At 62.5% G+C, this 26,951-nt stretch carries 21 protein-coding genes; 14 read left to right on the top strand and 7 right to left on the bottom strand.

What is annotated here, in order from left to right; genetic code table 11:
- Window positions 1-9 precede the first annotated feature (9 nt).
- The 11 genes from AAIE04_RS01190 (at window position 10) to ybaK (ending at window position 13,305) form a co-directional block, all read left to right on the top strand.
- Window positions 10-273: an acyl carrier protein gene (locus AAIE04_RS01190; RefSeq protein ID WP_004940224.1), complete on the top strand. Its 264-nt coding sequence runs from the start codon at window positions 10-12 to the stop codon at window positions 271-273.
- Window positions 270-2,216 carry an aminotransferase class I/II-fold pyridoxal phosphate-dependent enzyme gene (locus tag AAIE04_RS01185; protein WP_063918861.1) on the top strand — a complete coding sequence of 649 codons (1,947 nt, stop codon included), beginning with the start codon at window positions 270-272 and terminating at the stop codon, window positions 2,214-2,216. The genes AAIE04_RS01190 and AAIE04_RS01185 overlap by 4 nt, the downstream gene beginning before the upstream one ends.
- 4 nt (window positions 2,217-2,220) lie before the next feature.
- Entirely contained in the window at window positions 2,221-3,696 is a 1,476-nt protein-coding gene (pigI, locus tag AAIE04_RS01180; RefSeq protein WP_498576350.1) for an L-proline--[L-prolyl-carrier protein] ligase PigI, read from the top strand.
- Window positions 3,693-5,981, top strand: a complete 2,289-nt coding sequence (gene pigJ, locus AAIE04_RS01175; RefSeq protein WP_498576349.1) for a prodigiosin MBC biosynthesis protein PigJ — start codon at window positions 3,693-3,695, stop codon at window positions 5,979-5,981. Before pigI ends, pigJ begins: the two co-directional genes overlap by 4 nt.
- Before the next feature lie 13 nt (window positions 5,982-5,994).
- Complete coding sequence (locus AAIE04_RS01170; protein ID WP_004940233.1) at window positions 5,995-6,309, top strand: RedY/HapK family protein; 315 nt, start codon at window positions 5,995-5,997, stop codon at window positions 6,307-6,309.
- Complete coding sequence (locus tag AAIE04_RS01165) at window positions 6,293-6,940, top strand: 4'-phosphopantetheinyl transferase family protein (RefSeq protein WP_019454147.1); 648 nt, start codon at window positions 6,293-6,295, stop codon at window positions 6,938-6,940. Before AAIE04_RS01170 ends, AAIE04_RS01165 begins: the two co-directional genes overlap by 17 nt.
- Window positions 6,937-7,995 carry a nitroreductase family protein gene (locus AAIE04_RS01160; protein WP_498576348.1) on the top strand — a complete coding sequence of 353 codons (1,059 nt, stop codon included), beginning with the start codon at window positions 6,937-6,939 and terminating at the stop codon, window positions 7,993-7,995. The genes AAIE04_RS01165 and AAIE04_RS01160 overlap by 4 nt, the downstream gene beginning before the upstream one ends.
- Window positions 7,996-8,013: 18 nt before the next feature.
- A complete protein-coding gene (locus AAIE04_RS01155) occupies window positions 8,014-8,742 on the top strand; it encodes a DUF1295 domain-containing protein (RefSeq protein ID WP_019454149.1) in 729 nt (242 codons plus the stop codon).
- Between the two features lie 205 nt (window positions 8,743-8,947).
- A complete protein-coding gene (gene copA / locus AAIE04_RS01150; RefSeq protein ID WP_498576347.1) occupies window positions 8,948-11,659 on the top strand; it encodes a copper-exporting P-type ATPase CopA in 2,712 nt (903 codons plus the stop codon).
- Window positions 11,660-11,790: 131 nt separating this feature from the next.
- Window positions 11,791-12,597 (top strand): TraB/GumN family protein, encoded by an 807-nt coding sequence (locus AAIE04_RS01145; protein ID WP_063918857.1) that lies wholly within the window; start codon window positions 11,791-11,793, stop codon window positions 12,595-12,597.
- Between the two features lie 228 nt (window positions 12,598-12,825).
- Window positions 12,826-13,305, top strand: coding sequence for a Cys-tRNA(Pro)/Cys-tRNA(Cys) deacylase YbaK (gene ybaK / locus AAIE04_RS01140; RefSeq protein WP_019454152.1), 480 nt, complete (start codon window positions 12,826-12,828; stop codon window positions 13,303-13,305).
- A gap of 10 nt (window positions 13,306-13,315) precedes the next feature.
- Here the strand turns inward: ybaK and dacB are convergent, their stop codons facing one another.
- Both dacB and AAIE04_RS01130 read right to left on the bottom strand, forming a co-directional pair.
- Entirely contained in the window at window positions 13,316-14,782 is a 1,467-nt protein-coding gene (gene dacB, locus AAIE04_RS01135) for a D-alanyl-D-alanine carboxypeptidase/D-alanyl-D-alanine endopeptidase (protein WP_498576346.1), read from the bottom strand.
- 85 nt (window positions 14,783-14,867) lie between these two features.
- A complete protein-coding gene (locus AAIE04_RS01130; protein ID WP_498576345.1) occupies window positions 14,868-16,031 on the bottom strand; it encodes an MFS transporter in 1,164 nt (387 codons plus the stop codon).
- Between the two features lie 100 nt (window positions 16,032-16,131).
- Between AAIE04_RS01130 and AAIE04_RS01125 the strand changes: the two genes are divergently transcribed.
- Window positions 16,132-16,899: an AraC family transcriptional regulator gene (locus AAIE04_RS01125; RefSeq protein ID WP_309530958.1), complete on the top strand. Its 768-nt coding sequence runs from the start codon at window positions 16,132-16,134 to the stop codon at window positions 16,897-16,899.
- Between the two features lie 78 nt (window positions 16,900-16,977).
- Here AAIE04_RS01125 and ushA read toward each other — a convergent pair whose 3' ends face one another.
- Entirely contained in the window at window positions 16,978-18,630 is a 1,653-nt protein-coding gene (gene ushA / locus AAIE04_RS01120; RefSeq protein WP_154747596.1) for a bifunctional UDP-sugar hydrolase/5'-nucleotidase UshA, read from the bottom strand.
- A gap of 178 nt (window positions 18,631-18,808) precedes the next feature.
- Here ushA and AAIE04_RS01115 point away from each other — a divergent pair, with 178 nt between their 5' ends.
- Both AAIE04_RS01115 and ybaL read left to right on the top strand, forming a co-directional pair.
- Window positions 18,809-20,029 (top strand): MFS transporter, encoded by a 1,221-nt coding sequence (locus AAIE04_RS01115; RefSeq protein ID WP_074055208.1) that lies wholly within the window; start codon window positions 18,809-18,811, stop codon window positions 20,027-20,029.
- A gap of 246 nt (window positions 20,030-20,275) precedes the next feature.
- On the top strand, window positions 20,276-21,967 hold the full coding sequence (gene ybaL, locus AAIE04_RS01110) for a YbaL family putative K(+) efflux transporter (protein WP_025160055.1): 1,692 nt from the start codon (window positions 20,276-20,278) through the stop codon (window positions 21,965-21,967).
- Window positions 21,968-22,024: 57 nt separating this feature from the next.
- On the opposite strand, the gene AAIE04_RS01105 is transcribed toward ybaL, so the two are convergent.
- From AAIE04_RS01105 to AAIE04_RS01090, 4 genes are all read right to left on the bottom strand, one after another.
- Complete coding sequence (locus AAIE04_RS01105; protein ID WP_019454159.1) at window positions 22,025-23,329, bottom strand: inosine/guanosine kinase; 1,305 nt, start codon at window positions 23,327-23,329, stop codon at window positions 22,025-22,027.
- Window positions 23,330-23,419: 90 nt separating this feature from the next.
- Window positions 23,420-24,382: a ferrochelatase gene (gene hemH / locus AAIE04_RS01100; RefSeq protein WP_019454160.1), complete on the bottom strand. Its 963-nt coding sequence runs from the start codon at window positions 24,380-24,382 to the stop codon at window positions 23,420-23,422.
- 119 nt (window positions 24,383-24,501) lie between these two features.
- A complete protein-coding gene (locus AAIE04_RS01095) occupies window positions 24,502-25,665 on the bottom strand; it encodes a glycerate kinase (RefSeq protein WP_498576344.1) in 1,164 nt (387 codons plus the stop codon).
- Between the two features lie 9 nt (window positions 25,666-25,674).
- Window positions 25,675-26,940: a GntP family permease gene (locus AAIE04_RS01090; RefSeq protein ID WP_016928831.1), complete on the bottom strand. Its 1,266-nt coding sequence runs from the start codon at window positions 26,938-26,940 to the stop codon at window positions 25,675-25,677.
- Window positions 26,941-26,951 lie beyond the last annotated feature (11 nt).

The following is a 26,951-nucleotide window of genomic DNA, read 5'->3' as shown; positions in this document are numbered from 1 at the left end:
GAGCTCGCAATGTTAGAAAGCAAATTGATCCAGCATATCGCCACCCAGTATCTGGATGGCGATCACGACGGCCTGAACGCTCAAACCCCGCTGTTTGAACTGAACGTCGTCGATTCCGCCTCCATTTTCGATCTGGTGGATTTTCTGCGTCAGGAGTCTCATGTCGCCATCGGCATGCATGAGATCCATCCGGCGAACTTCGCCTCGGTACAGGCGATGGTCGCGCTGGTGCAACGGTTGCAAGCGCAAGTCGCCGCAGGGGGTGTCGCATGAGCGTTCACGCCGTCGATAGCGCCGCAAACGCGCATGAAGCCGTCCGGCAGTCGGTGCTGCACACCTTCGCCCGGCTGACCGAGTATGAACCGTCGGCACTGGCCCTGACCAGCCATCTGGAAAACGATTTGGGCGTCGACTCCATCGCGCTGGCGGAAATTGCCATGGTGCTGAATCGTCAGTTTCAATTAAATACGCCGCTGGAGATCCAGGAGATCAAAACCATTCAGGATGCGCTCGACGGTATTTTGCAGCGCGGTTTCACGCTGCCGACGTCGAACGCCGCCGCGCAACCTGCCCCCGAGACGCCTCAGGCCTGGTTGAGCGCTCTCGTGCGCCAGGTGTTCGCCACCCACAGCGGATATGAAGTGCGTGATCTGTCCCCCGACGCCGCCATCGAAGGCGACCTGGGCATCGACTCCGTAGCGGTGGTGATGGCGCGCAACGAGCTGCTCAAAACGCTGGGCCTGGACGATAGCGCAGCGCTGGCGGAGTGCCGCACGTTGGCTGAACTGGAGCACAACCTGGCGGCGCGGCTGGTTCAGGAACAGGGCGCAGCGTGGTTCAGCCGCTTTGGCCAGCACACCGCCGCGTCCGCCGCGCCGCAGCCCACCAAGGCGCCCGCGTCGCCGGACGCGCGCGATGAGCTCGGCGATCCGCGCACCATGCGGGACTTCGTCGGCATTGAGCACCCGGATTTGTTCCATAAAACGCGTGAATTCGGCGCTTTTTATCGCGATAAAAAACAGCGTCAGCTTTACTGGTACGGCATGCCGCTTGAAACGCCGTGCAAAAACCGCGCGGTCATGTTCGACGAGGTCACCGGCAAAAGCCGCGAATTTCTGATGTTCGGCTCCAACAGCTATCTGGGATTGTCGAACCATCCGGAAGTGATCCACGCCATCCAGGATGCTGCTGGCCTATACGGCGCCACCAATACCGGGTGCCGCATCATCGCCGGCAGCAACGTGCTGCATCTGGAATTGGAGCGCAAACTGGCCAAGCTCAAAGGGCGCGAAGACTGCATCGTCTATCCGTCCGGCTACTCGGCCAACCTGGGATGCATCTCGGCTCTGACCAGCCGACACGACCTGGTGTTCACCGACGCCATCAACCACATGAGCATCCAGGACGGCTGCAAATTGGCGGGCGCGCAGCGGAAAATTTATGACCACTCTTTGACCAGCCTTGAGAAATCGCTGGCCAAATACGCCGATCACCCCGGCGGCAAGCTGATCGTCACCGATGGCGTTTTCAGCATGCACGGCGATATCGTCGATCTGCCGCGCCTGATGAAGCTGGCCGAACGCTACGGCGCACGCGTCTTGGTCGACGACGCGCACGCGACCGGCGTCTTGGGCAAAACCGGCTCGGGCACGGCGGAACACTTCAATATGAAAGGCCAGGTGGATCTCGAGCTGGGCACCATGAGCAAGGCGCTGTCGGGGTTAGGCGGCTTCGTTTGCGCCGATGGCGAAGTGGTCGAATATCTGCGTTTCTACTCCAACTCCTATGTTTTCGCCGCCACCATCCCCGCCGCAGTCGCCGCCGGCGTGATCGCCTCCATCGACGTGATGCTGCGTGAACCCGAGCGACTGGCCAAGCTGTGGGACAACATCTACTACTTCCGCACGCTGCTGCTTAACGCCGGTTTTGACCTTGAGCATTCCGACTCGGCCATCATTCCGGTGGTGGTGGGCGACGACGCCAAAACGCTGCTGTTCGGCCGCGCCGTCCGGGCGCGTGGGCTATTCTGCCAGACCGTGGTCTTCCCGGGCGTCAGCGTGGGTGACGCCCGCTTACGCATCAGCGTGACCAGTGAACACACGCGTGAAGATCTGGATGAAGCCTACGCCATTTTGGTGGCGGCGGCGCTGGAGACCGGCGTGCCGGTCAACGGCGATGTCCGACGGGAAGAGCGCGCGCGCGCCACCGAGGCCTGACATCATGGCAACCTTCATTTCACCGATACTGGAAGCCCTGTTCCGGCACGCCCGCCAAGCGCCGGAAAGCACCGCTCTGCTGTGCGGCGATCGGCGCTGGAGCTATCGTCGCCTGGCCGATCGCGCCTGCATGATGGCGGCGGCGCTGCGACATGCCGGGTTGAAGCAGCAGGCCGTGCTGCTCAACCTGCAGAAAGGGCCCGACGCCGTCGCCGCCATGTACGCGTGTTGGCTGAGCGGCAACCACTATGTCCCTATCGATTTCAGCCAACCGACGGCGCGCATCGAACGCATTATCGCCGCCGCCTCACCCGCGCTGATCGTCGATGAGGACTGGTTGAGCGCGCTCGATGGCCGCACCGATCTCAATGGCGCCTGGCCGGAAGCGATCGCCGCGATCGGCTCTCCCCTCGCCGCCATTCTCTATACTTCAGGCTCCACAGGCACCCCGAAAGGAGTGCAAATCACCCATGACATGCTGAGGTTTTTCATCGGCTGGGCCGTCAGCGATACACAACTGACGGCGCGAGACGTGCTGGCCAACCATGCCAGTTTCGCCTTTGATCTGAGCACCTTCGATCTGTTCGCCGGCGTTTGCGCCGGCGCCGCGACCTGGATCGTGCGCGAAGATGAACAGAAAGATTGCCAGGCTCTCGTTCGCGGATTGCAAACGCACGGCGTCACCCTGTGGTACAGCGTGCCTTCGATTTTAGCCATGCTGGAAAAGAGCGCGTTGCTGGCGCCGTCGACGGTGAGAACGCTGCGCCAGGTCACATTCGCCGGGGAGCCTTATCCGGCCGCCGCGCTGAGGCGTCTGGTTGCGCATCTGCCGGCCCGGTGCCGCATCAGCAACTGGTATGGCCCGACGGAAACCAATGTCTGCACCGCCTACGCGCTGGATCGAACGCAGTTGGCGACGCTGGAGCAGATCCCCATCGGCCATCCGTTGCCCGGCTTGACGGCGCAGTTGGTCGATGAACAGGGGCGCCTGCAGCCGATTGACGGTACGCCGGGCCGACGCGGAGAATTGCTGATCGGCGGGCCGTGCGTTACCCCCGGCTACAGCAACGTCGCCTCATCGCGGCAAGCGGAATGGCATCCGCGCCAATGCCACGCGACCGGCGACTGGGTGGAGACGACGGCGAATGGGCTGGTCTACCGCGGCCGGCTGGACGACATGGTGAAAATCAACGGCTACCGGGTGGAATTGGGTGAGATTGAATCGATCCTTCATCACCATCCCTCGGTCAGCCAGGCCGCACTGTATGTCGAGCTAGGCGAGCTGAAGCAAAAACTGATCGCCGTGATCACCCTCCATCCCGGCGCGCTCCGCCCCAACCTGCTGGAGCTCAAGCAGTTCCTGCAGCCCAGGCTGCCCGCCTATATGCTCCCCAGCCAACTGGTGGTCGCCGACAGCCTGCCCACCAACGCGAACGGCAAGGTGGACAGAGGACGTTTGTCCGAGGTGAACGCGCGATGAACCAGGAAATTCATGCCGCGCCGCTGGCGCTGGTCGGCATCGGCTGCGCACTGCCCGGCATCGATCGTATCGATCTGTCCAACGGCGCCGCCTGGTCGGCGCTGTTCGACGCCCCGCCGCCCATGCCGTGGAGCGATGCGGCCGCGCCGATCCGCGGTCGCCAGATCGACGACGCCGCGTTTGATTTCAAAAAATTCGCCATCCCGCCGCTGTTTCGACTGGCGGTCAGCCGCGAGACCCGCCTGGCGCTGCAGGCCGCCTCCGCCGCCATGCAGCATCTGACGTTATCCGACGCGTTACGCGACCGCTGCGATCAATTTTGCGCCACCCATTTGGGCAGTGATGCGGCCTATCGCAACGCCACCAAAATCGGCGCGCTGCGCAGGCTGGCCGAACGGCTTGACGCTCAGGGGCTCTCACCGGCGGCGGTCATGCGCCGGATTGACGATTACAAACAGCCGCTGGCCCAGGCATTCGGCAGTTCATCCCACGATCGCGTAGGGGAAATGGCCTCCAGTATTCCCGCGCGCATCGCCCATTTCGCCCGCACGCGCGGTAAATGCCAAACCCTCGACGGCGCCGATCTGGGCGGCCTGCGCTTGCTGCAGTTGGCGCAAGACTGTTTTCGCCATGCCGACAGCCGCATGGCGGTACTGACCGCCGTACAATGCTTCCACCATCAACCCCAGGCGGACATGCTGTTGGCGCAGGGCGTTTCCTCTTCGGCCTGTTGGCTGGAGGGGGCGATCAGCCTGGTCGTTTGCCCGCTGGACGTCGCTAAGGAACAGAGATGGCCAGCGATCGCGCAATTGTCGACCCTGATCGCCGAACGACAGGATGCCGCGCCGAGCGCCGGCTATTTTGCCGGCGCCAATCAGGTTTTCTGCCATCTCCTCGACATGCTGTTGCAACGGCAACAGACGTGCGCCGGCCACTCGTTCACCGGCTATCGCTGGCGGATTGACGCGGCGTCTCCCCCCTCATTAAAACCGACGGCTTCGCCACGCATCAGCATCATCGACTATCAGCCCATCACCGCGCAGGGGCTGGATAAAGCGCGTTTCTGGCAGGCCTTGCGCAACGGTGAGGACGCCCTGCGCGATCACAGCCCCGAGCAGTTGCACCCCGGCGCCTTCGTGCGACCCACGCCGCAAAAGCTCAGCGCCTACACCGCTCATGCCATGTGCTTTCCAACGCACGATCCGGTGCGGCTTGAGCTGACGCGGCCTATGATGCCGGCCAAAAAGCAGCGCCTCGACGTCACACAACTGCACGCCCTCAACGGCTGCGCGGCGTGGCCCGACAGCCTGCGACGCTTTGAACGCATCGCCATTATCGTCGCCAGCAACCTGTCTTTGAGCGCCGATCGACAGCAGGCCATGAGCGCGCTGTGGCCGGCATTGCCTTCCGCCGGCGTCCCCCTTTCGCCACCGCCCCAACCCGCGATCAACCGCTGGAGCTGGCATGGCGCCTGCGGCCTCGGCACCGCACAGCTGTTGGCGCAACAGCTCGGCGTCGAGGCGGACTGCTACGCGGTCGAGGCGGCCTGCGCCAGTTCGCTGGCCGCCTTGCACAATGCGGTCAGGGCGTTACAGGCCGGCCGCTACGATGCGGTGCTCGTCGGCGGCATAGAAACGGCGACGCTCGAACGCGATATGGTGCTGTGCAGCGCGCAAATGATGCTTTCCGCTTCGCGTATGCGACCTTTCGCCCGACAAGCCGACGGTTTTACTCCCGGCGACGGTGGCGGCTTCTTCATTCTGACCGGCCAGGCGACATCACGGGCCATCGCCACCATCGAAGCGATATCGGGATCTTGCGACAGCTATTCCATGACCGCGCCCGATCCCAAGGGCCAGGCGTTGGCAATCGAAAAAACCCAGAGCCTGAGCGCCGTCGAAGCGCGCCAGATACAGTATCTCGAAGCGCACGGCACCGGCACCGAACTGGGCGATCGGGCAGAAGTCGCGTCATTGCATCAGGGGTATCGCCGCGCCGCGCGCGCCCCTTTGTACATCGGTTCGGTGAAGTACAACTTCGGCCACTGTTTCGCCGGCGCCGGCGCGCTCAGCCTGTGCAAAGTGCTGAGCGCTTTCGAACACGGTCAAATCCCGCCCACGCCGGTGGCGACATTGAATGCCGAACTGCCGCTGGTGGCGATCCCGGCCGAAATCCCGCAAATCGCGCTCGACTGGCCACGGGGTGAAGACGGGCGTCGGGCGGCGATCAACGGCTTTGGCACCGGTGGCATCAATTACCATTTGCTTATCCATCAACCCATTTAAAAAGGCCGCCCAGATGCACATTATCGTCCATAAGATTCGGCTAAAAGACATCGCCCACCGCGCCGCGTTTCGCGACTGGGTGGAGACGACCGATTACCAGGCTTGCCGCCACCTCGACGCGGTACGCGCCTTCGATGTTATCGAAGTCAGCCCTTCGGCGGAGGCGCCGTTTCACTTTATCGAAATCATTCAGCTGAACTCGCTGAAAATGTTCGAGCGCGAGATGCAAACCCCGCTGTTTCAAAGCCTGGTTGAACGCTTTAATCAGTTGGCGGAAGTCGTTGACGAAATCAGCGGAGAACGCATCGCCGATGGTTATCGAGCTTAGCGTGGCGCCGCGTATCGTCATCGCGTTGGGCGGCCCCCACCGCTGCGCCGCCGTTCGGGGATTGCGGCATCTGTCGGCGGTGAAAAAACACGCGCGGGCGCAGGCCGTCGCGCTGCTGAACCGGACATGGTGCCGGCGGGACGCGACCGGCTTTACGCTGCGCCATGAGGCGAGTGGACAACCGTTCGGCGAACACCTCCTGCTGGGACGCCGCCACGTTTCTCTCAGCCATTCGCATGCCTGGTACGCCAGCGCCACCGGCGATATCCCGCTCGGCATCGATCTGCAGCATTATCGCCCCTTCTCCGGCGCGGCGCTGCGCTGGGCCTTTGGCGAGGCGGAGCAGCGATTGGGACGCATACAGGCCTGCGCCGTCTGGGCCATTCGCGAAGCATTTTTAAAAAGCCACGGCCGCGGCCTGCCCTACGAATTGCGGACGATCGGCATCGACTGGCACACCGGGTTGGTCTCAAGCGCCGACGGCAGTTTGGCGAGCAGACGCTTCTGGCTGTGGCGCAGCCTGGACTGGGCATGCGCACTCTGCTTTCCTGCGGAGGAAAGCATGTCGTTCAGAGCGAACGTTACCGTATTTTCCCTGCCCGCCCCTTCCGCTTTCGGAGCCTTATCATGACCCAAGACCTTTTCGCCGCGGCGCTGCAACAGGCCGTGGACATCGCGCGGCAGGCGCCCTCTTCACACAACTGCCAACCCTGGTCTCTCCACTATGACACCGACGCCCGATGTGGCCGATTGGCTATCGACCGCCGTCGCGCCTTGCAGAGCCTGCCTTCGCTGGAACGCGAGATGCTGATGAGCTGCGGGATTTTCTTCGAGTACCTCAGCGCGCTGCTCTACTGTGCAGGCTCGCCTCTCGCCTGGCGTTGGGAGCATGGCCCCACGCATTTACTGAGCTTTGCCCCCGCCGCGCCTGCCGCGCCCGATCGAGCCACCCATCGCCAATTGGCGCAGCTGATCGGCGAGCGGCATACCGCACGGGCGGCCTATCAGCCTACGCCAATCAATGAAGCGCAACGGATGCAGCTGCAGACCTTGTTCGACGGAACGGCGAGTTCGCTCAGTATCGCAGGTGACGAACGCGCTCGCCGTCGGGTCGCGCAGCTCACCGCTCGTCACGCCGCGCTCGATTTCTCGGATCGCCAAGCCTGGCGCGAAACCTATCAATACATCCGCTTCAACGAACGGCAGCCTACCGACGACGGTTTTCACCTGCACCACCTGTTTGGCCCGGTATCCCCAGCATTCAAGCGCTTCTTCCAAGTGGCGTTTCATCCTCGCTTAAGCCGGCTGGCGACCGGGCTGCGCTTGCCGGCTTATATGGCGCAAGGGCTGGCGCAACGCGTCGCGGAAGGCCCGCAATACCTGGCGCTGTGTCTGAACGACGAAAGTGCCGAGCACCTGTTCGCCACCGGCATGCGGCTTGGACGTCTGTGGCTCACACTGCAACACTGGGGTTGGGGATTGCATCCGATCAGCGTTCTGGTGCAACACGCCGAGGCGCGTCGCGAGCTCGCAGCAACCCTGGCGCTCAGTGCTCCCCCGGTATTTTTTGCCCGCTTCGGCCACCTGCAACAATGGGGCAGCGCAGCACCCAGACGCAGCTGGCAAAGCATTTTGACCGCGCCGCCATCCGGCGAATGCGCGCCCCCGGGGAACGATTCCCCTTAATCCGCTGAGGAGAACACAATGAACGTATGGATTGCTTTGGCCGCTGTTTTGTTGATCCTTGCCCTGCTGGCGTTTATTACCAGCCGCGGCGCTCAGGACACTCGCCCGATGTTTCTGTGGGGGTTCAACGCCATGGGGCCGGTTACCCTGGTCTATTGCTATTTCGGCGAGGGCGATCTGAGCCACAAAGCCCTGATCCTTGTCATGGTCGGCCTGTACCTGCTGCGCATGAACATCGTGCTGACACGTTGGTACGGCAACACCGCCGCGGCCAAACTCAAGGACGTGATGCCCACGCAGCAGGTGCCATGGCTGGCGGTGATGATGGTCATGATCTTCGGCGGCCTGTACTGCCTGCCCTTCTACTGGGCCAGCCGACTGCAGGGGCCGTGGGGCGCGCTGCAATGGCTGGCCATTGGGGTCTACCTGATAGGCACGCTGTTCCACTTCGGCAGCGATTATCAAAAACGGCGCTTCAAACAGGATCCGAACAATAAAGGCCGGCTGCTGAACAGTGGCTTTTGGGGGTTGGCGCGCCATCCGAATTATTTCGGCGACTTTCTTATTTTCGTCAGCTTCGGGCTGCTTGCCGGCAACCTGTTTGGCCTGATCGCACCGCTGACTAACCTGGCGCAGTATTTCGCCGACGCCATTCCCAAAAGCGAGAAAATGGCCGAGAAGCGCTACGGCGAGGTTTGGCGCAACTATAAACGTCAGGTTAAATGTTTCATTCCTTTCGTGCTGTAACCCCAACGCGGCAGCGCGGTTCGGGCAAGCCGACCGCGCTGCCGCCGATAAAACACCTTGTTATACAACACAAAACGACCGCCACGCCCGCGCAAGTAAAAACCGCCTTGACCTTACCCTTGCTGGAAGGTTTAAGCTCCCTTCTTAGTGAAAACAGGTCAGGCGGTCAACCTTTAAACACCGCCCTTAAGCAAGGAGTCCAATCATGTCACACACCACTATGCTGGCATTACAGGGGTTGTCCTGCATGAACTGCGCGCAGCGGGTGAAAAAAGCCCTGGAAAGCCGCAGCGATGTCGAACAGGCCGAGGTTAACGTCCAATACGCCAAAGTGACCGGTGAAGCGCCGGACAGCGCGCTGATCGACAGCGTGATCGCCGCCGGTTATCAGGCCAAAGTCGCGCCGCGCGCCGATACCGAACTGCAGCTGAGCGGCTTGAGCTGCATGCACTGCGTCGGCAGCACCCGCAAGGCGCTGGAAGCGGTACCGGGCGTGTTCGCCGCCGAGGTCGAGATCGACAGCGCGAAAGTGTACGGCGATGCCGATCCACAGGCGCTGATCGCCGCAGTAGAACACGCCGGTTATCACGCCAGCGTGGCGGGTACCGTCGTCCCAAAAACTGAGCCGTTGACTGACGCAACACCTTCGTTGCCGGACGTTCAGCCAGCGGCGCAACCTTCCCTTCCGGCAACCGACAGCGCGGACGACAGCGTACAGCTGCTGCTCAGCGGCATGACCTGCGCCAGCTGCGTCAATAAAGTGCAGCAGGCCCTGCAAAGCGTCCCCGGCGTGGAGCACGCCCGTGTCAATCTGGCGGAGCGCAGCGCGCTGGTGACCGGCGCCGCCGATGCGCAGGCGCTGGTGGCGGCGGTGGAAAAAGCCGGCTACGGCGCCGAGATGATCCAAGACGAAACCGAACGTCGCGAACGGCAACAGCAGACCGCTCGCGCCAACATGAAGCGCTTTAGCTGGCAGGCGGCGCTCGGTCTGGCGCTGGGGATACCGCTGATGGCCTGGGGGCTGTTCGGCGGCAGCATGACGCTGACGCCGGAAACCCAGCGCCCCTGGCTGCTGGTCGGCGTCATCACCCTGGCGGTGATGGTATTCGCCGGCGGGCACTTCTACCGCAACGCCTGGCGCGCGCTGATGAACGGCAGCGCCACCATGGATACTCTGGTGGCGCTCGGTACCGGCGCCGCCTGGCTCTACTCGATCGCCGTCAACATTTGGCCCGATTTCTTCCCGATGGAAGCGCGCCACCTCTATTACGAGGCCAGCGCGATGATCATCGGTTTGATCAACCTCGGCCATGCGCTGGAGCAGCGCGCTCGCCAGCGTTCTTCACAGGCGCTGGAGCGCCTGTTGGATCTAACGCCGCCCACCGCCCGGCTGGTGACTGACGACGGCGAACGCGATATCCCGCTAGCGGAGGTGCAGCTCGGCATGACGCTGCGGCTGACTACCGGCGATCGCGTGCCGGTCGACGGCGAAATCGTACAGGGTGAAGTCTGGCTTGATGAAGCGATGCTGACCGGCGAAGCGGTGCCGCAGCAGAAAAGCGCCGGCGACACGGTGCATGCCGGGACGGTGGTCGATGACGGTAGCGTGCTGTTCCGCGCCGCCGCCATCGGCAGCCAAACCACGCTGGCGCGCATCATCAAACTGGTGCGTCAGGCGCAGAGCAGCAAACCGGCGATTGGCCAGCTGGCTGACCGCGTCTCGGCGGTGTTCGTGCCGGCGGTAGTGGCGATCGCCCTGTTCAGCGCAGCGATATGGTACTTCTTTGGCCCGCAGCCGCAGCTGGTCTATACGCTGGTGATCGCCACCACGGTACTGATCATCGCCTGTCCCTGCGCCCTGGGCCTGGCGACGCCGATGTCGATCATCTCCGGCGTCGGCCGCGCGGCGGAGTTCGGCGTGCTGGTGCGCGACGCCGACGCCCTGCAGCAAGCCAGCCAGTTGGACACCCTGGTATTCGACAAAACCGGCACCCTGACCGAAGGGAAACCACAGGTGGTGGAGATCCTGACCTTCAATCAGGTCAGCGAACAGCAGGCGATCGGCTGGGCCGCCGCGCTGGAACAAGGCTCCAACCACCCGCTGGCGCGCGCCATCATGGAACGCGCCGCCGGGCAAACGTTGCCGCAGGTCGCGCAGTTCCGCACCCTGCGCGGCGCCGGCGTCAGCGGAGAGATCGACGGCGTGCAGGTGCTGCTGGGCAATGCCGCGCTGCTGGAGCAGCATCAGGTTGCGACCGCCGAACTGGAAGCGCCGATGCGCGCCCAGGCCGAGCGCGGCGTGACGCCGGTGCTGCTGGCCGTTAACGGGAAACCGGCCGCGCTGTTCGCCATTCGCGATCCGCTGCGCGAGGACAGCGTTGCGGCGCTGCAGCGCCTGCACCAGCAGGGGTATCAGTTGGTAATGCTGACCGGCGACAACCCGGTGACCGCCAACGCCATCGCCAAAGAGGCCGGTATCGATCGGGTGATTGCCGGGGTGCTGCCGGACGGCAAAGCGGCAGCGATCAAGCAGCTGCAGGCACAGGGCCAACGCGTGGCGATGGTCGGCGACGGCATCAACGACGCCCCGGCGCTGGCGCAGGCCGACGTGGGCATCGCGATGGGCGGCGGCAGCGATATCGCCATCGAGACCGCCGCCATCACCCTGATGCGCCACAGCCTGCACGGCGTGGCGGATGCGGTGGAGCTGTCGAAGGCCACGCTGCGCAACATGAAGCAGAACCTGTTCGGCGCCTTTATCTACAATACGCTGGGTATTCCGATCGCCGCCGGCGTGCTCTACCCGCTGACCGGCACGCTGCTCAGCCCGGTGGTGGCGGGCGCGGCGATGGCGCTGTCGTCCATTACCGTGGTCAGCAACGCCAACCGGCTGCTGCGTTTTAAACTCAGGAAGTGATCGCCGGGGCGCCGTCATGGCGCCCCGCTGTTTTCCGGGCTTTCCTGCGCGACGGATAGCGTTTAGCATGAATGGCGATTTCCCTCGCCTTTCACGCAAAACGCGCACCCGTTATTCAGGAGCCACGCCGTATGGGTCAATTGTTACGCCGCCTCGCCGCCTTTCTCGGCCTGATCTCGCCCCAGAGTTACGCTTATCCGGCGCTGGACATCACCCTGCCGGGCGATCGTCGGCTGCATCTGGTGGGCAGCATCCATATGGGTACCGTCGATATGTCGCCGTTGCCGGCGCGGTTGGCCGCCCGGCTGCAACAGGCCGACGCGCTGATCGTCGAAGCCGATATCACCGGCGCCGCCTCGCCCTTCGACCACGCCGAACTGCAACCGGAGCTGGAACAGCGCCTGTCCGCCGAAGAATATCAACAGTTGTTGGCGCTGTGCCATGAGCTGGGCGCCGACCCGCACACCTTCACCACTCTACCCGGCTGGCAGGTGGCGCTGATGATGCAGGCGCGCCAGGCCCAGCGTTTGGGGCTGCGCGCGGAATATGGCGTGGACTATCAGCTGCTGCAGGCCGCCCGGGCACAGGCCAAACCGGTGATCGAACTGGAAGGAGCGCAGCAGCAGCTGGCGATGCTGGAACAATTGCCGGAAGGCGGCATCGCGCTGCTGCGCGATACCCTGGAGCACTGGCATACCAACGCGCGGCTGCTGCAAACCATGGTGAGCTGGTGGCTGAACGCCAAACCGCGCGGCGCGCTGGACACCCTGCCCGCCACCTTCAGCGCCGGGCTGTACGACGTGCTGATGCATCAGCGCAATCGCGACTGGCGGCGTCAGCTGGAGGCGCTGCCGGCCGGTGACTATGTGGTGGCGGTCGGCGCGTTGCACCTGTATGGCGAGGATAACCTGCCGGCGATGCTGCAGCCTCAGGGTTAAAAAAGAGGCCAATATCGCTATTGGCCAGTCAAAGAGGAATTTCTTGTATTCTAGTTATACGCATAGCAACCGTGTTAACGGTTACAGTAAACAGGGTAGCAACCCGGTGAATATCTTGGCAACCCGCTTTATGTAACAGCCGCTCAGGTTGCCGGGCAGGTTGGATTTTTGTATTTTTAAAGCTGATTATCACCCTTTCCCCGCTGGGGACATTTTGGACAACATATCATGACGCCCGCAGTCGTTCTGCTTGAGAAACAAAAGGTCGCCTTTACCCTTCATCCGTACCACCACGACAGCGACGAAACCAACTTCGGCGACGAAGCGGTGAAAAAGCTGGGGCTGGATGCCGATCGGGTTTACAAAACGCTGCTGGTGGCGCTGAACGGCGACGCCAAACACCTGGCGGTGGCGGTCACGCCGGTCGCCACCCAGCTGGATCTGAAAAAGGTCGCCCGCGCCCTCGGCGCCAAAAAAGCCGAAATGGCCGATCCGCAGCTGGCGCAGCGCGTTACCGGTTATCTGGTGGGTGGCATCAGCCCATTAGGGCAGAAAAAACGGCTGCCGACGGTGATCGACAGCCCGGCGCAGGCGTTCGCCACCATCTACGTTTCCGGCGGAAAACGCGGGCTGGACATCGAGCTGGCCGCCGCCGATCTGTGCCGCCTGCTGGCCGGCAGCTTCGCCGACATCGCCAAACGCGACTGACGCCGCGTTCCTAGCGGCACACCACCGTGGCGTCACAGGCCGCCAGCGTCTCCACCAGGCGGTCCTCCAGCGCCTTCACCTGCGCGCCGGGCACCAGATAGTTATTGCTGATGATGGCGAACGCCAGCGGCCGCCCGGTCGCCGAGTCGACATAGCCGCTGAGCGACGATACCCCGGTCATGGAACCGCTCTTGGCGTGGGCGCGCCCCGCCGCCGGGCTTTTCACCATGCGGCTTCGCAGCGTGCCACCCACCAGCAACCCCGGCTCGCCCGCGACGGGCAAGGCGTGATACCAATCGGCGAACCACGGCTGTTTTCTGGCCGCCAGCAACAGCGTCGTCAGCTGCTGCGGCGTGATCTGGTTCATGCGCGACAGCCCGGAACCGTCCACCTGGCGGTACGCGCCGGCCTCGATGCCCTGGCTTTGCACAAACCGGCTTATCGCCTGCAGGCCGGCGGCCCAATCCCCTTTACCCTGCGTCTTGCGGCCCATCGCTTTGGTCAATATCTCGCCGTAGCCGTTGTTGGACACTTTCAGGAAGGTGACGACCAGACGGGAAAGCGGCGGCGAGGTTTTTTCGGCCAGCAACCGTGCCTCGGCCGGCGTCACGCCCTCTTCAGCGGCGCCGCGCAGGGTGATGCCGTGCGCGCGCAGGGCATTTTGCAACAAGGCGCCGACGACGATGGCCGGTTGATCGACGGTGATCAATCGCGAGCTGGCCTCCGCCTGCGCGGCGATGGTGCCGCTGACCACGATCCGGTTGCCGCCAGGCTGGCGATCGAACGTCAGCGCGGTATCACCGCCGGTGGTGGTGCGATTGACCAGCGTCACCGCGTCATTGGCGGGATAGAAGCTCACCTGCCCCGGCGCACCGGCGCGGGCGCCCGGCCGCACCTCCACCTGTACCACGTTGATATCGCCGCCGGGTGTAAAGGCGTAGTTCAGCGCCGAAATCGGCGCGGCGAAGGCAAAGGGTTCATCGTCCCAGCTCCAGCCGGGGCCGAATGGTGTCTGATCGAAGGCGCCGGCGTCCAGGATCAGCCGCCCCTGGATATGACGAATGCCGCGCTGCGCCAAGGTGGCGGCGAAGGTATCGAGATCGTCCGGGTGCAGCGTAGGGTCACCGCTACCCTGCAGATAGAGATCCCCGTGCAACGTATCGCCGCGCTGTTTGCCGTTGGTCAGCAGCCGGGTTTCAAAGCGGTAATCGGCGCCCAGCACGCCGAACGCCGCCAGAGAGGTGAACATCTTCATGTTGGACGCCGGCGCCAGACGCTGATCCGCGTGCGCCTGATACAGCACCTTGCCGCTATCGACGTCGCGCACCATCACGCCGCTCGACGCCCCGACCAACGCCTTGTCCTGGCCGATGGCCGCCAGCGCCTGGCCGAGGGTTTGTCCATGGCGTTCGCCGGATGACGAACACCCCGCCAGCGCCACGATGGCGGGCAGCAGCCAGCCTGCGGTTTTCAACATGTCATCTTCCCGTTTGCGTTATCAAAACCAAATTGTCGCTCAGGCTATCATTGGAAGGCGGCGGTGGCGAGAATGTCCGACGTGCTTATCGCTCAGATACGCTCGGCAACGCCAGACGCCGCTCGCTGTACGCCACCCGCCATGCCAACAGCAGCGCGCCAAGGCTGCAGAGCGACAGCACGGCGCCCAAGTGCTGCGACAACCCGGCCAGCACCAGGCCACCGCCCAGCATCAGATAATACATCAGGCCAAGGATGGCGCCGGCGGTGCCCATGCAGTCTTTATAATGGCGCAACGCGCGCGCCAGAATATTGGGAATGGCGATGCCGTACGCCATCACCACCAGCATCATCGGCAGAACGAACCACAAGGTCCCTTCCAGCAGCAGTACCAGCAAGCCGCCGGTCAGCGACAGCGCGCAGGCCAGCATCAACAGCGTGGGGAACAGCCAGTGCTTGCCGATCAAAAACTTGTTGATCGCCGCGCCGATGCCGACCCCGGCCGCCAACACCAAACCGGTATAACCGAACCACTGCGCCGGCAGTGCCAACGCCGAGAAGTGGAATGGTGCCAGCTGGTAATAGCTGAACATGCAAATATTGAACAACGCCACCAACAGCGCACTGAGCCAAATATCCCCGTCCTTGATCATCCGCCCCAGCGTGCCGAAAAATGAATTCTTCACCACCTGTTGCGGACGCGTTTCCGGCAGTTGCCAACCGGCATAGCCCAGCAACAGCGCCGCCAGCAGCGCCAAACCGCCAAACACGCCTTGATAGCCCCAATAGTGAGTCAGCACGGCGCCGCTCAACACGCCAACCGCTGGGCCGATCGCCATGGCGATCCCCATCACCGAGAACACTCGCGCCAATTCATAACCGTCGAAGCGATCGCGAATCGCCGTTTGCGTCCCGACCGAACCGACCGCCGCGCCAAAGGCGGCCAGCCCCCGTGCCGCCAGCAGCACGCTGAAACTGCCGCTGAACAGCGCGACGATCGAAGCCAGCAGATAGAGCATCAGCCCGGCCAAAATGGCGGGACGGCGTCCGATGACGTCGCACATCCGTCCCCATACCACCACGCCGAGCGCAAAGGCGAAAAAGTAACAAGAGAGCGTTTGCGCCGCCATCTCCGCACTGACCCGGAAACCGTGAGCAATGTGCGTCAATGCCGGGCTGTAGATGGTCTCCACCACCAGGGGAAACATCATCATCGACGTCGCCAAGGTCAGAGTCAGTTTACGTTGCATAACAGATCCCGCAGCCAAGAATAAGCTGCACAAGGTAGCATCTGCTCCCCGGCGACGATTACAATATAAAAGACAATAAATTTACAAAATCGGACATCCTATGGCGTGGCTTCAGGCGCAGGACAGCTTTAATCCGGATGCGCTCGACAATAGCGTGCTCGGGATCGCCGCCGAACTGGCGCAGCACGACTCGGGCACACATTGGCATGAGAAGGGGCAGTTGCTGTTTTGCCAGCAAGGCAGCATGCGCATCACGCTCAACCAAAGCATCTGCATGCTGCCGCCGGCCAGAGTTGCCTGGATCCCGCCGCGGGTGGCGCATCGCGTTCAGGTCAATGGCGTGGTCGGTTACCGTTCGCTTTATCTCGACGCCGGTCGCTACCCCTGCCTGCCCGCACAGCTTGCCGTACTGACAGCCTCACCGCTGCTGCGCGAGGTGTTGGAACGCATCGCGTTCGCCGCCTTCGACACCGACTGGCAACATGGACCCTACGCCAATATTCTGGCGGTCTGTCTGGATGAAATCGCCGCCGCGCCGCGCGAGTTGACGTTGCTGCCGCTGCCTTGCGACCGGCGCCTGCGCCACCTCGCCGATCGGGACATGCTTCCGCCGTTGCATCAGCTGGCGCGCTATAGCGGCGCTTCAGAGAAAACCATCAGCCGGATCTTCCGCCGTGAAACCGGCCTCGGTTACCAGCAGTGGCGCCAGCAATGGCGATTGATCAAGGCTATCGAGATGCTGGCCGCAGGGCTGAGTCAATCCGACGTCGCCAGTCGGCTGGCGTTTTCCAGCGATAGCGCCTTCGCCACTTTCTTCAAGAATAGGGTGGGCTGCCCGCCGAGGGCGTATATGGAGAGAAGAAAATAAATCGGTGAGAAGGTTTGATGCGGAGCGTGGCGAACGGCGCTTCCCGTTTGCCGTGGGAAGCGCCGCGTCGATACGCCGTTATTGATACACGATCTCACCCTTTGGCTCATAGGCTGCCGCATCCAGCGGCGAGTGTTTCTCGATGTACTGCTTCAGCACCTCGGCGTCGATAAAGCCGGTGTTGACGTAGCTCGGCAGCCCATCCAGCTTCGGATAGCCGTCACCGCCCAGCGCGTTGAAGTTCAGCGTCGCCATGCGGTAGGTTTTATCCGCCTGCAGCGGCTGGCCGTTGATCTTCACCTCGCTGACGCCCTTGCCGTCCGCGACCAGGCTGACGTTGGCGAACTGGGCGTAGGCGCCGGAATCCGGCTGCATGTTGGCCACTACCGCCAGGTACTGCTCAATCTCGCTGCCTTTCATATCGACATGCACCAGGGTGTTGCCGAACGGCTGGACCTTGAGCACGTTCTTGTAGGTGATATCGCCGCTCTCAATGGAATCACGCACCCCGCCGCCGCTCATCACGGCGAAATCGGCATCGGCGCGCTCCATCTGCGCGGCCAGCATCACCCGCGCCAGGTTGGTCTGCACGAAGCGCACTTTGCTGCGATCGCCCTCCAGCTTGCCGTTAACGCTGCCGATTTTCACGCTCAGCTGTTCTTTGCCCTTCTCCTGGAACGGCGTCAGTAATTTCATCATGGTCGGATCTTCGGCGATCTGCTGGGTGTAGTACACCCGCTCGCTGGTGCCGTCCGCCTTCTCCACCTTTTTCTTCAGGTTCACCGGGATCAGCTGATAATGCACCAGCTTCAGCTCACCGTTGCGGAATTCAAAATCGGCGCGACCCACGTATTTGCCCCATTCGTGCGCCTGCACAATCCAGGTGCCGTTCTGGCGATCCGGCGCGCATGGCGTGCCCGGCACGTAATCCACCTGTTTACGGTTGTCGCTGGCCATGCACACCGGATCCTGCGAGTGGCCGCCGACGATCATATCGAGATACCCGGCCGGCAGGCTGCGCGCCATCTCCACATCGCCCGGCGCGTTGGAGCCGTGCTGGCCGTTATCGTAGTGCCCCATGTGGGTGGCGGCGATGATCACGTCCGGCTTCTCGTCCTGGCGCAATTGCTCCACCACCCGCTTCGCTTCCGGCGCCGGCACGCGGAATTCAATGTCGGTAAAGTACTCCGGGTTGCCCATTTTGGCCGTGTCGTCGGTCGTCAGGCCAATGACCGCAATCTTGATGCCCTGCTTGTCGAACAAGGCGTAAGGCTTGAACAGCCGCTGGCCGGTGCTTTTCTGGTAGATGTTGGCGGAGAGCAGCGGGAAGGTCGCCCATTTCTCCTGCTGGCGCAGCACGCTCAGCGGGTTGTCGAATTCGTGGTTGCCGATCGCCATCGCGTCGTAACCCACCAGGTTCATGCCGCGGAAGTCCGGCTCGGCGTCCTGCAGATCCGATTCCGGCACGCCGGTATTGATATCGCCGCCGGACAGCAGCAGCAGGCTGCCGCCCTGCGCCGCCACTTCCTGACGGATACCGTCCACCAGCGTTTTCTGCGCGCCCAGGCCGTATTCGCCGTGATCGTTCTGCCAGAAGTGACCGTGATGGTCGTTGGTATGCAGAATGGTGATGGCGTAGGTCTTATCCTTTTCCCAGGCACTGGCGGCCCCCGACAGCAAGGTCAGGGAAACGGCCAACGCGCATGCGGTGGTCTTCAGCGAAAAACGCATGGCGGATCTCCGTGTATTAAATGGCTTTTATGATGAGGGCGAAATTGTAGCGCGAATCAATGACAGTTGATTTCAAATTTTTGCGAGGTGAGTCTGATTATTTCAGATATGGTAAAAACCGAGCGGGCTGCCTAAGATGTCATCTCTGTGCTCAACACCTTATCAGGCTAATAATAATATGACCGACAGTAGCCAAAGCGCGATGCCGCCCGCCAAGGGCAGTACGGTAAAGGGGACCGCTTTCTCCATCCTCGGCGCCATCAGCGTGTCTCACCTGCTCAACGATATGATCCAGTCGCTGATCCTGGCGATTTACCCGATCCTGCAAGCCGATTTCCACCTCAGCTTCGTGCAGATCGGCATGATCACCCTGACCTATCAGCTGACGGCCTCCCTGCTGCAACCGCTGATTGGGTATTACACCGATAAACACCCGCAGCCTTATTCTCTGCCGATCGGCATGGGCTTTACCCTGACCGGCCTGCTGCTGCTGTCGGTGGCGAACACCTTCCCGCTGGTGCTGCTGGCGGCGGCGTTGGTGGGCACCGGTTCATCGGTGTTCCACCCGGAGTCCTCGCGCGTGGCGCGCATGGCTTCCGGCGGGCGGCACGGTCTGGCGCAGTCGCTGTTCCAGGTCGGCGGCAACTTCGGCAGCTCACTTGGCCCGCTGCTGGCCGCGCTGATCATCGCACCTTACGGCAAAGGCAACGTCGCCTGGTTTTCGCTGGCGGCCCTGCTGGCGATCGTGGTGTTGCTGCAGGTCAGCAAATGGTACCAACATCAGCATCGGGCGGCTAAAGGGCAACCCAAAAGCCCGTCAATGCTGAAACCGCTGCCAAAACGTACCGTCGCCTACTCGATGGGCATTTTGCTGGTGCTGATTTTCTCTAAATATTTCTATCTGGCCAGTATCAGCAGCTATTACACCTTTTATTTGATACATAAGTTCGGCGTTTCGGTGCAGAACGCGCAAATTCATCTGTTCGCCTTCTTGTTTGCGGTGGCGGCCGGCACCATTATCGGCGGGCCCCTCGGTGACAAGATAGGGCGTAAATATGTTATTTGGGGCTCCATCCTCGGCGCGGCGCCATTTACGCTTGTTTTACCCTATGCATCACTGTACTGGACCGGCATTTTGACGGTAATTATCGGGGTAATTCTCGCCTCGGCGTTCTCCGCCATTCTGGTTTACGCGCAGGAGCTGATCCCCGGAAAAGTCGGTATGGTTTCCGGGTTATTCTTCGGTTTTGCTTTCGGTATGGGCGGATTAGGCGCGGCAGTTCTTGGTTATGTTGCTGATTTGACCAGTATTGAACTGGTCTACCAAATCTGTGCTTTCCTGCCGCTGATCGGCATTATCACCGCGTTACTGCCCAATATGGAGCATAAAACGCAATAACCCCGCGAACGGCCCGGATGAAACCATTTATTCATCCGGGTTTATCCTACGGATAAATCAATGTTATTTGGTTTATCTGGCACAAAATCCCCTCATTGCCGTACCTTAAGCGAAATCCTCTGCTTTTTTACAAAAAAGGCCAAATTAGCCAAGCAAGCCGCGAACAAATGCAATAAACTAAATGTATCTTTTCGTAACTTTGTTGCGTTTCTCCCGTGCCGCGATGCATAGCCAGAAGGAGTATGGATGCATAATTCAACACCGCTCATCACCACCATCGTCGGAGGGTTAGTACTCGCCTTCCTCCTCGGTATGCTGGCGAACCGCCTGCGCATCTCCCCTCTGGTGGGATATCTGGCCGCAGGGGTGCTCGCCGGCCCGTTCACCCCCGGTTTCGTCGCCGATACCTCACTGGCGCCGGAACTGGCGGAAATCGGCGTTATCCTGTTGATGTTCGGTGTTGGCCTGCACTTCTCCCTGAAAGACCTTCTCGCAGTAAAATCTATCGCCATTCCCGGCGCCGTAGCGCAGATAGCCGTCGCCACGCTGCTCGGCATGGGGCTGTCCAAGCTGCTCGGCTGGGATCTGATCTCCGGTCTGGTGTTTGGCCTCTGCCTCTCTACCGCCAGTACCGTGGTATTGCTGCGCGCGTTGGAGGAACGGCAACTGATCGACAGCCAACGCGGGCAAATCGCCATCGGCTGGCTGATCGTCGAAGATTTGGCGATGGTGCTGACGCTGGTGTTGCTGCCGGCCTTCGGCAACATGCTGGGCAACGACAACGCCAGCAGCGGTCAGCTGCTGATGGAGCTGGCGCTGACCATCGGTAAGGTCATCGCCTTCATCGCGCTGATGATCGTGGTCGGCCGCCGCCTGGTGCCGTGGATCCTGTCGAAAACCGCCAGCACCGGCTCACGCGAGCTGTTTACCCTGGCGGTATTGGCGCTGGCGCTCGGCATCGCCTATGGCGCGGTGAAGCTGTTCGACGTTTCCTTCGCGCTGGGCGCCTTCTTCGCCGGCATGGTGCTGAACGAGTCCGAACTGAGCCACCGCGCAGCGCACGACACCCTGCCGCTGCGCGACGCGTTCGCAGTGCTGTTCTTCGTCTCGGTCGGCATGCTGTTCGATCCGATGATCGTGATTAACGAGCCGCTGGCGGTGCTGGCGACGCTGGCGATTATCGTGTTCGGCAAATCCGCCGCCGCGTTCCTGCTGGTGAAAATGTTCGGCCACTCCAAGCGCACCGCGCTGACCATTTCCGCCAGCCTGGCGCAGATCGGCGAGTTCGCCTTTATTCTGGCGGGCCTCGGCATCGCGCTGGGCATGATGTCGGAACACGGCCGCAACCTGGTGCTGGCCGGCGCGATCCTGTCCATCATGCTCAACCCGCTGTTGTTCACGCTGCTGGAGCGCTATCTGGCCAAGACCGAAACCATCGAAGAGCAAATCCTCGAAGAGGCGGTGGAAGAAGAGAAGCAGATCCCAGTGGACATGTGCAACCATGCGCTGGTGGTCGGCTATGGCCGCGTCGGCAGTCTGCTGGGCGGAAAACTGGCCGAGGCGGGCATCCCGCTGGTGGTGATCGAGAACTCCCGCCCGCGGGTGGAAGCGCTGCGCGAGCAGGGCATAAAGACGGTGTTGGGCAACGCCGCCAATCCGGAAGTGATGGATCTGGCGCGGCTCGACTGTGCGCGCTGGCTGCTGCTGACCATCCCAAACGGCTATGAGGCCGGCGAGATCGTCGCCTCGGCGCGCGCCAAGCGGCCGAACATCGAGATCATCGCCCGCGCCCACTACGACGACGAGGTGGCCTACATCACCGATCGCGGCGCCAATCAGGTGGTGATGGGCGAACGCGAGATCGCCAACAGCATGCTGAACATCCTGCAGCTGGATACCCTGAGCGAAGAAGAAAAAATGGGCGGCTGCCCGATCTGAAGCGCCGCGCGCGCATAAAAAAAGGTCCGGCATGCCGGACCTTTTCTTTTCAATGGGTTAACGTTCCCAGTAGGACTCTTCCAGGCTGTCTTCGCGCTCCGGCAGGCCGCGCGTGAGGCGCGGCGAATGCTGGTTCAGCACCTGGTAGCTGACGCGGTTGGCATATTTGCACACCTGCGCCAATGAGGAATAGGTCAGGTAACTGCGCACATGCTTGCTGGAGTTCGGCACGTTGTGACGGTGGTAGCCGTTGGCGGCGATATCGTGCAGCAACGCCGACAGCGCGCCGTCGCCGGCGCCGTTGGTGTTCATGATCCTCTCCGGCCCGCCCATATACGGCGCGATGTGCGAATAAACGCGCAGCGGATTTTCACAGTGCTCGCGGCGCATGGCGCGGCTGAACTCGTAGCGGTTGAACTCGGCGATATGCCCCGGCAGCAACGGGTGCTGCGTCTGGCGTTTGTTGGCTTCTTCGGTATAGCCCGCCATATACAGGCCACTCGGCCCGGCAGTGCACAACACCAGATCCACCCAGTCCAGCGCCATGTCCGAGGCGGTGAGCGGATCGCTCAGCCCAGTCAGCTCCAGCGCTTCGTCTTCGTTCATCGCCAGAATCGACACGTTTTCCTTCAGGAAGTCGCGCCACCACTGCGGGTTGTCGGCGATCACGTACTTGGTGCCCAGGGTCAGCACTACCGGCACATCGTGTTTTTTGGCGTATTCGATCGCCTGCAGGGTGGCGGCCTTCATCGGCTCGCCCTCCTTGCAGCGCACCAGATAAGAGCTCAACACCAGCGCCGACGCGCCGGCGATCACCTCTTCCGGAATGCTTTCCGGGCGCAGCTGATTCATCTGGCCGGGGTTGATGGCGAAGGTGCGCTCGCCGCTTTCACCGATCAGCGTGAAGCAGCGGCCGATGGCGCCGTCTACGCCCTGCAGATAGTTAAGATCGGTGCGGCTGGAGGTATTGCACAGGTAACGGTAGGCGTAGCTGCCGATTTTCACGTTGCTGCACATCACGCCGAGCAGCACCGAACGGTCGTCCGCCAGCACCGAATAGTTGTGCATGGTATTGCCGATGGTGCCGCCGGCGAACTGATGGGTGACCAGATTATTTTCGTTCAGTTCCTGATACAGCGCCTCGGCGACGTCGTCTTCGATCACCAGAGAGTGGCCCAGACTCAGGCCGTAGCGCTGGACAAAAGCGTCGTCCACTTTCGCCTCGATATCCACCAGCGTCTGGTCGATGCCGACGATATACGAGGTGCTGATTTCACTTTCGGGCTGGGCCTGCTGCAGAAGCGGATCGCGGGCGCTCACCGGAAAATAGTGTTTGGACTTGCGTTTACCAGGAAATTTCATGTGATTGGCGGTGGTGACGGTTTAACAAGCGGAGAATGTTAACACATCCCCGCCCGATCATGATGCACCTAATATACAGATTATGAATGGTTACAGACGCTGCGCCACCAACTGCTGCATCATATCGATATGCGCCGGTTCATCGTTCAGCGCAGAGATGTACTCAAACTTTTCGCCGCCGGCCTTGAGGAAGATCTCGCGGTTCTGCTCTTTGATCTCTTCCAGCGTCTCCAGGCAGTCCGCCGAAAAACCGGGGCAGATCAGCTGAATGTGCTTCACGCCCTGAGCCGGCAACCCCTTCAGGGTTTCATCGGTGTACGGCGTCAGCCACGGCTCGCGGCCGAAGCGCGACTGGTAGGTCATCATCACTCGCTCCGGCGCCAGCGGCAGCGTGGCGCTCAGCGCACGCAGCGTATCCTCGCAGCGCTGCGGGTAGTCGTCGCCCAGACGCGCATAGCGTTTGGGGATGCCATGGAATGACAGCACCAAACGATCCGGCTGGCCGTGTTCGGCGAATGAACGTTCCACGCTTTGCTGCAGCGCGGCGATATAGGCCGGGTGTTCGGCATAATCGCGAATGAAAGCCACCGACGGCAAACGGCGATAGCCTTTCAGCACCCGCGCTACGCCATCCCATACCGCCGCACTGGTGGAGCAGGAATATTGCGGATAGAGCGGCAACACCACCAGATTAGTCACGCCTTGCGCCAGCAGCTTGTCGATGGCTTCCGCCAGGCTCGGCGAGCCGTAGCTCATGCCCAGCTCCACCGGCGTATTCGGCATGCGCGCCGCCAGCGCCCGCTGTTGGCGGCGGCTGTACACCAGCAGCGGTGAGCCTTCTGCCATCCACACCGATTGGTAGAGCTTCGCCACGCGCGGCGAACGGATCGGCAGGATCGCGCCGTTGAGGATCGGCCACCAGATCAGCGGCGCCGTGTCGACCACGCGATCGTCACTGAGGAATTCCTTCAGATAGCGTTTGACCGCCGACGAGGTCGGCGCATCTGGCGTGCCCAGGTTCACCAGCAATACGCCGTGTTTCTCTTGCTTCATCTCAGTTCCCCTCATTTCCTTTCCGGCCGGCATTCCGTTCTGGGTCGGGATGTCAGCAGCCATTAATGCCGGCTATTGTAACGGAAAAGTCCTGCGTCGAAACCGATAACAGCAACAGGCTATGCCTGTGAGCCTCTCCCTTGCGCCAGCTGCCATACCGCCGCCACGTTGCGCGCCGTCACCTGCAGATTGCGATCGGCATCCGCCAACGCCTCTTCCAGCGTCACGATGCGATCGAGCACCGAAAACGCCGCATCGATGCCGTGCTGATGCACCACCTGATAATCCGGCGTCAGGCTACCGGCGATGGCGATCACCGGCACGCCGTGACGCTTGGCCACCCGCGCCACGCCAATCGGCGTTTTGCCGTGGATCGACTGGCTATCCAACCGCCCTTCGCCGGTGATCACCAAGTCGGCATCGCGCACCGCCTCATCCAGGCGCAGGGTTTCGGTGACGATCTCGATGCCCGGCCGCAAGCACGCATCGAGCATGCCGAGCAGCGCCGCCCCCATGCCGCCCGCCGCCCCCGCGCCCGGCTGGGTGAGCACGGCGCGGCCGGTTTCCCGCTCCAGCAGTTCGCCATAGTGATGCAACGCCGCATCGAGCTGCGCCACCATCTCCGGCGTCGCCCCCTTCTGCGGCCCGAACACCGCCGACGCGCCCTTTTCGCCGCACAGCGGATTATCGACGTCGCAGGCGGCGGTCACGCTCACCCGTTGCCAACGCGCATCCAGCCCGGCGAGATCGAGATGCGCCAGCTGCGCCAGGGCCGCCCCGCCCACCGGCAACGGCCGGCGATCCCGATCCAGCAGTTTGACGCCCAGCGCCTGCATCATCCCGGCGCCGCCGTCGTTGGTGGCGCTCCCGCCAATGCCGAGAATGATCGCCTTCACGCCGCGCTCCAACGCCGCCAACATCAGTTCACCGGTGCCGTAACTGGTGGTGATGCGCGGATCGCGCCGATTAGGCGGCGCCAGATGCAGCCCGGAAGCGGCGGCCATTTCAATCACCGCGGTTTCACCGTCGCCCAGCAGGCCATAAAATCCCTGCACCGACTCGCCCAGCGGCCCGGTGACCGTCACCTGGACGATTTCGCCGCCGGTGGCCGCCACCATCGACTCCACCGTCCCTTCACCGCCATCCGCCATCGGCAACTTCACGTAGTGCGCCTGCGGGTAGATTTGGCGGAATCCCCGCTCGATAGCGTCGGCGACGCCGAGCGCGCTCAGGCTCTCTTTGAAAGAATCCGGGGCAATAACCACTTTTTTCAGCGTTTTCATCACTGTTCCTTATCCCGCCAGGTTAAATACGCCAAACATCAGCGCCGAGATTGCCGCGATGGTGAACCCCACCAGCGTCTCATACGGCAGCAGTTTCAGCCGCTCGTGCACCGCCATATTGACGCTGCCGCCGGTGGCGTGGAAGAAGCTGCCGTGCGGCAGGTGATCCAGCACCGTTGCGCCCGCATGGATCATCGCCGCGCCGGCCAACCCGCTCACCCCCAGTTCCAGCAGCGTGGAGCTGAATACCCCGGACGCTACGGCGGTGCCGGCGGTGGTCGACGCGGTTGCCATCGACATCAGCGCGCCGGACAGCGGCGCCAGCAACCAGGCCGGCAGCCCGGTATGCGTTAAGCCGTTAATCAGGACATCCTTCAGCGCCGAGTTGGCGATGATGCCCGCCAGCGTGCCGGTGCCGAGCAGCATGATCGCCACCGGCGCCATGCGCGACAGGCCGGAGACCATAAACTGATTGCACTGGCGAATGCGCCCCATCAACAGCGCGCCCGCCAAACCGCCGGCCGGCAACGCGATCAGCGGATCGACGGCGATCCCGGCGATCGGCCGTAGCGACAGCAGCAGGATCGCCACCAGCGGCGCGCTGATCGCCGCGGCAAAGCCCGGCCGCGCCCCTTCGGCATGCTGAGTCAACTCTTCGGCCATCACCCTGCTGCCTTTATCGCTCAGGCGGCGCGCCAGCAGATAGGCCACCACCAGGCCGCACAGCCCCGGCACGATGCCGGCCATCATCACCGAGGTGAGCGGCACGTGGAAATTGTCCGCTGCCGCGATGGTGTTCGGGTTGGGCGACATCACGTTGCCAGCCTTGCCGCCGCCGATCATCGCCAGCAGGATCGCCGCGCGTGAAATGCCGGCCTTCTGGGCGATCGACAGCGCGATCGGCGCGACGGTGATCACCGCCACGTCGATAAACACCCCCACCGCCGTCAGGATCAGTGTAGCCACCGCCAGCGCCAACAGCGCGCGGGTTTCGCCCACCTTGCGCACGATGGTTTCGGCGATGGTGTGCGCCGCGCCGGATTCGATCAGCACCCCGGCCAGCACCCCCGCCGCCAGAATGCGCATCACGGCGTTGGTGATGCCCTGCGCCCCGCCAATCATCAGCGTCACGGTCTGCACCAGATCGGCGCCGCCGCACAGCCCGCCCGCCAGCGCGCCGGCAATCATGCCGTAAGCCGGCGGAACCTTGCGTAGAATCAGGACGATGGCGACGGCTAACGCCACCAGCGCCCCCAGAGTGGATACGGTTGTCATTGTTGTTTTCT

It is taken from the genome of Serratia sp. Ae19-1, assembly GCF_059801225.1.
Note: the sequence above shows the minus strand (reverse complement) of the source record. Positions and strands in the feature narration are given on the sequence as shown.

Coding starts and splice junctions, on each gene's coding strand:
- AAIE04_RS01190 (WP_004940224.1), top strand. CDS start 10: ATGTTAGAAAGCAAATTGATCCAGCATATCGCCACCCAGTATCTGGAT.
- AAIE04_RS01185 (WP_063918861.1), top strand. CDS start 270: ATGAGCGTTCACGCCGTCGATAGCGCCGCAAACGCGCATGAAGCCGTC.
- pigI (WP_498576350.1), top strand. CDS start 2,221: ATGGCAACCTTCATTTCACCGATACTGGAAGCCCTGTTCCGGCACGCC.
- pigJ (WP_498576349.1), top strand. CDS start 3,693: ATGAACCAGGAAATTCATGCCGCGCCGCTGGCGCTGGTCGGCATCGGC.
- AAIE04_RS01170 (WP_004940233.1), top strand. CDS start 5,995: ATGCACATTATCGTCCATAAGATTCGGCTAAAAGACATCGCCCACCGC.
- AAIE04_RS01165 (WP_019454147.1), top strand. CDS start 6,293: ATGGTTATCGAGCTTAGCGTGGCGCCGCGTATCGTCATCGCGTTGGGC.
- AAIE04_RS01160 (WP_498576348.1), top strand. CDS start 6,937: ATGACCCAAGACCTTTTCGCCGCGGCGCTGCAACAGGCCGTGGACATC.
- AAIE04_RS01155 (WP_019454149.1), top strand. CDS start 8,014: ATGAACGTATGGATTGCTTTGGCCGCTGTTTTGTTGATCCTTGCCCTG.
- copA (WP_498576347.1), top strand. CDS start 8,948: ATGTCACACACCACTATGCTGGCATTACAGGGGTTGTCCTGCATGAAC.
- AAIE04_RS01145 (WP_063918857.1), top strand. CDS start 11,791: ATGGGTCAATTGTTACGCCGCCTCGCCGCCTTTCTCGGCCTGATCTCG.
- ybaK (WP_019454152.1), top strand. CDS start 12,826: ATGACGCCCGCAGTCGTTCTGCTTGAGAAACAAAAGGTCGCCTTTACC.
- dacB (WP_498576346.1), bottom strand. CDS start 14,782: ATGTTGAAAACCGCAGGCTGGCTGCTGCCCGCCATCGTGGCGCTGGCG.
- AAIE04_RS01130 (WP_498576345.1), bottom strand. CDS start 16,031: ATGCAACGTAAACTGACTCTGACCTTGGCGACGTCGATGATGATGTTT.
- AAIE04_RS01125 (WP_309530958.1), top strand. CDS start 16,132: ATGGCGTGGCTTCAGGCGCAGGACAGCTTTAATCCGGATGCGCTCGAC.
- ushA (WP_154747596.1), bottom strand. CDS start 18,630: ATGCGTTTTTCGCTGAAGACCACCGCATGCGCGTTGGCCGTTTCCCTG.
- AAIE04_RS01115 (WP_074055208.1), top strand. CDS start 18,809: ATGACCGACAGTAGCCAAAGCGCGATGCCGCCCGCCAAGGGCAGTACG.
- ybaL (WP_025160055.1), top strand. CDS start 20,276: ATGCATAATTCAACACCGCTCATCACCACCATCGTCGGAGGGTTAGTA.
- AAIE04_RS01105 (WP_019454159.1), bottom strand. CDS start 23,329: ATGAAATTTCCTGGTAAACGCAAGTCCAAACACTATTTTCCGGTGAGC.
- hemH (WP_019454160.1), bottom strand. CDS start 24,382: ATGAAGCAAGAGAAACACGGCGTATTGCTGGTGAACCTGGGCACGCCA.
- AAIE04_RS01095 (WP_498576344.1), bottom strand. CDS start 25,665: ATGAAAACGCTGAAAAAAGTGGTTATTGCCCCGGATTCTTTCAAAGAG.
- AAIE04_RS01090 (WP_016928831.1), bottom strand. CDS start 26,940: ATGACAACCGTATCCACTCTGGGGGCGCTGGTGGCGTTAGCCGTCGCC.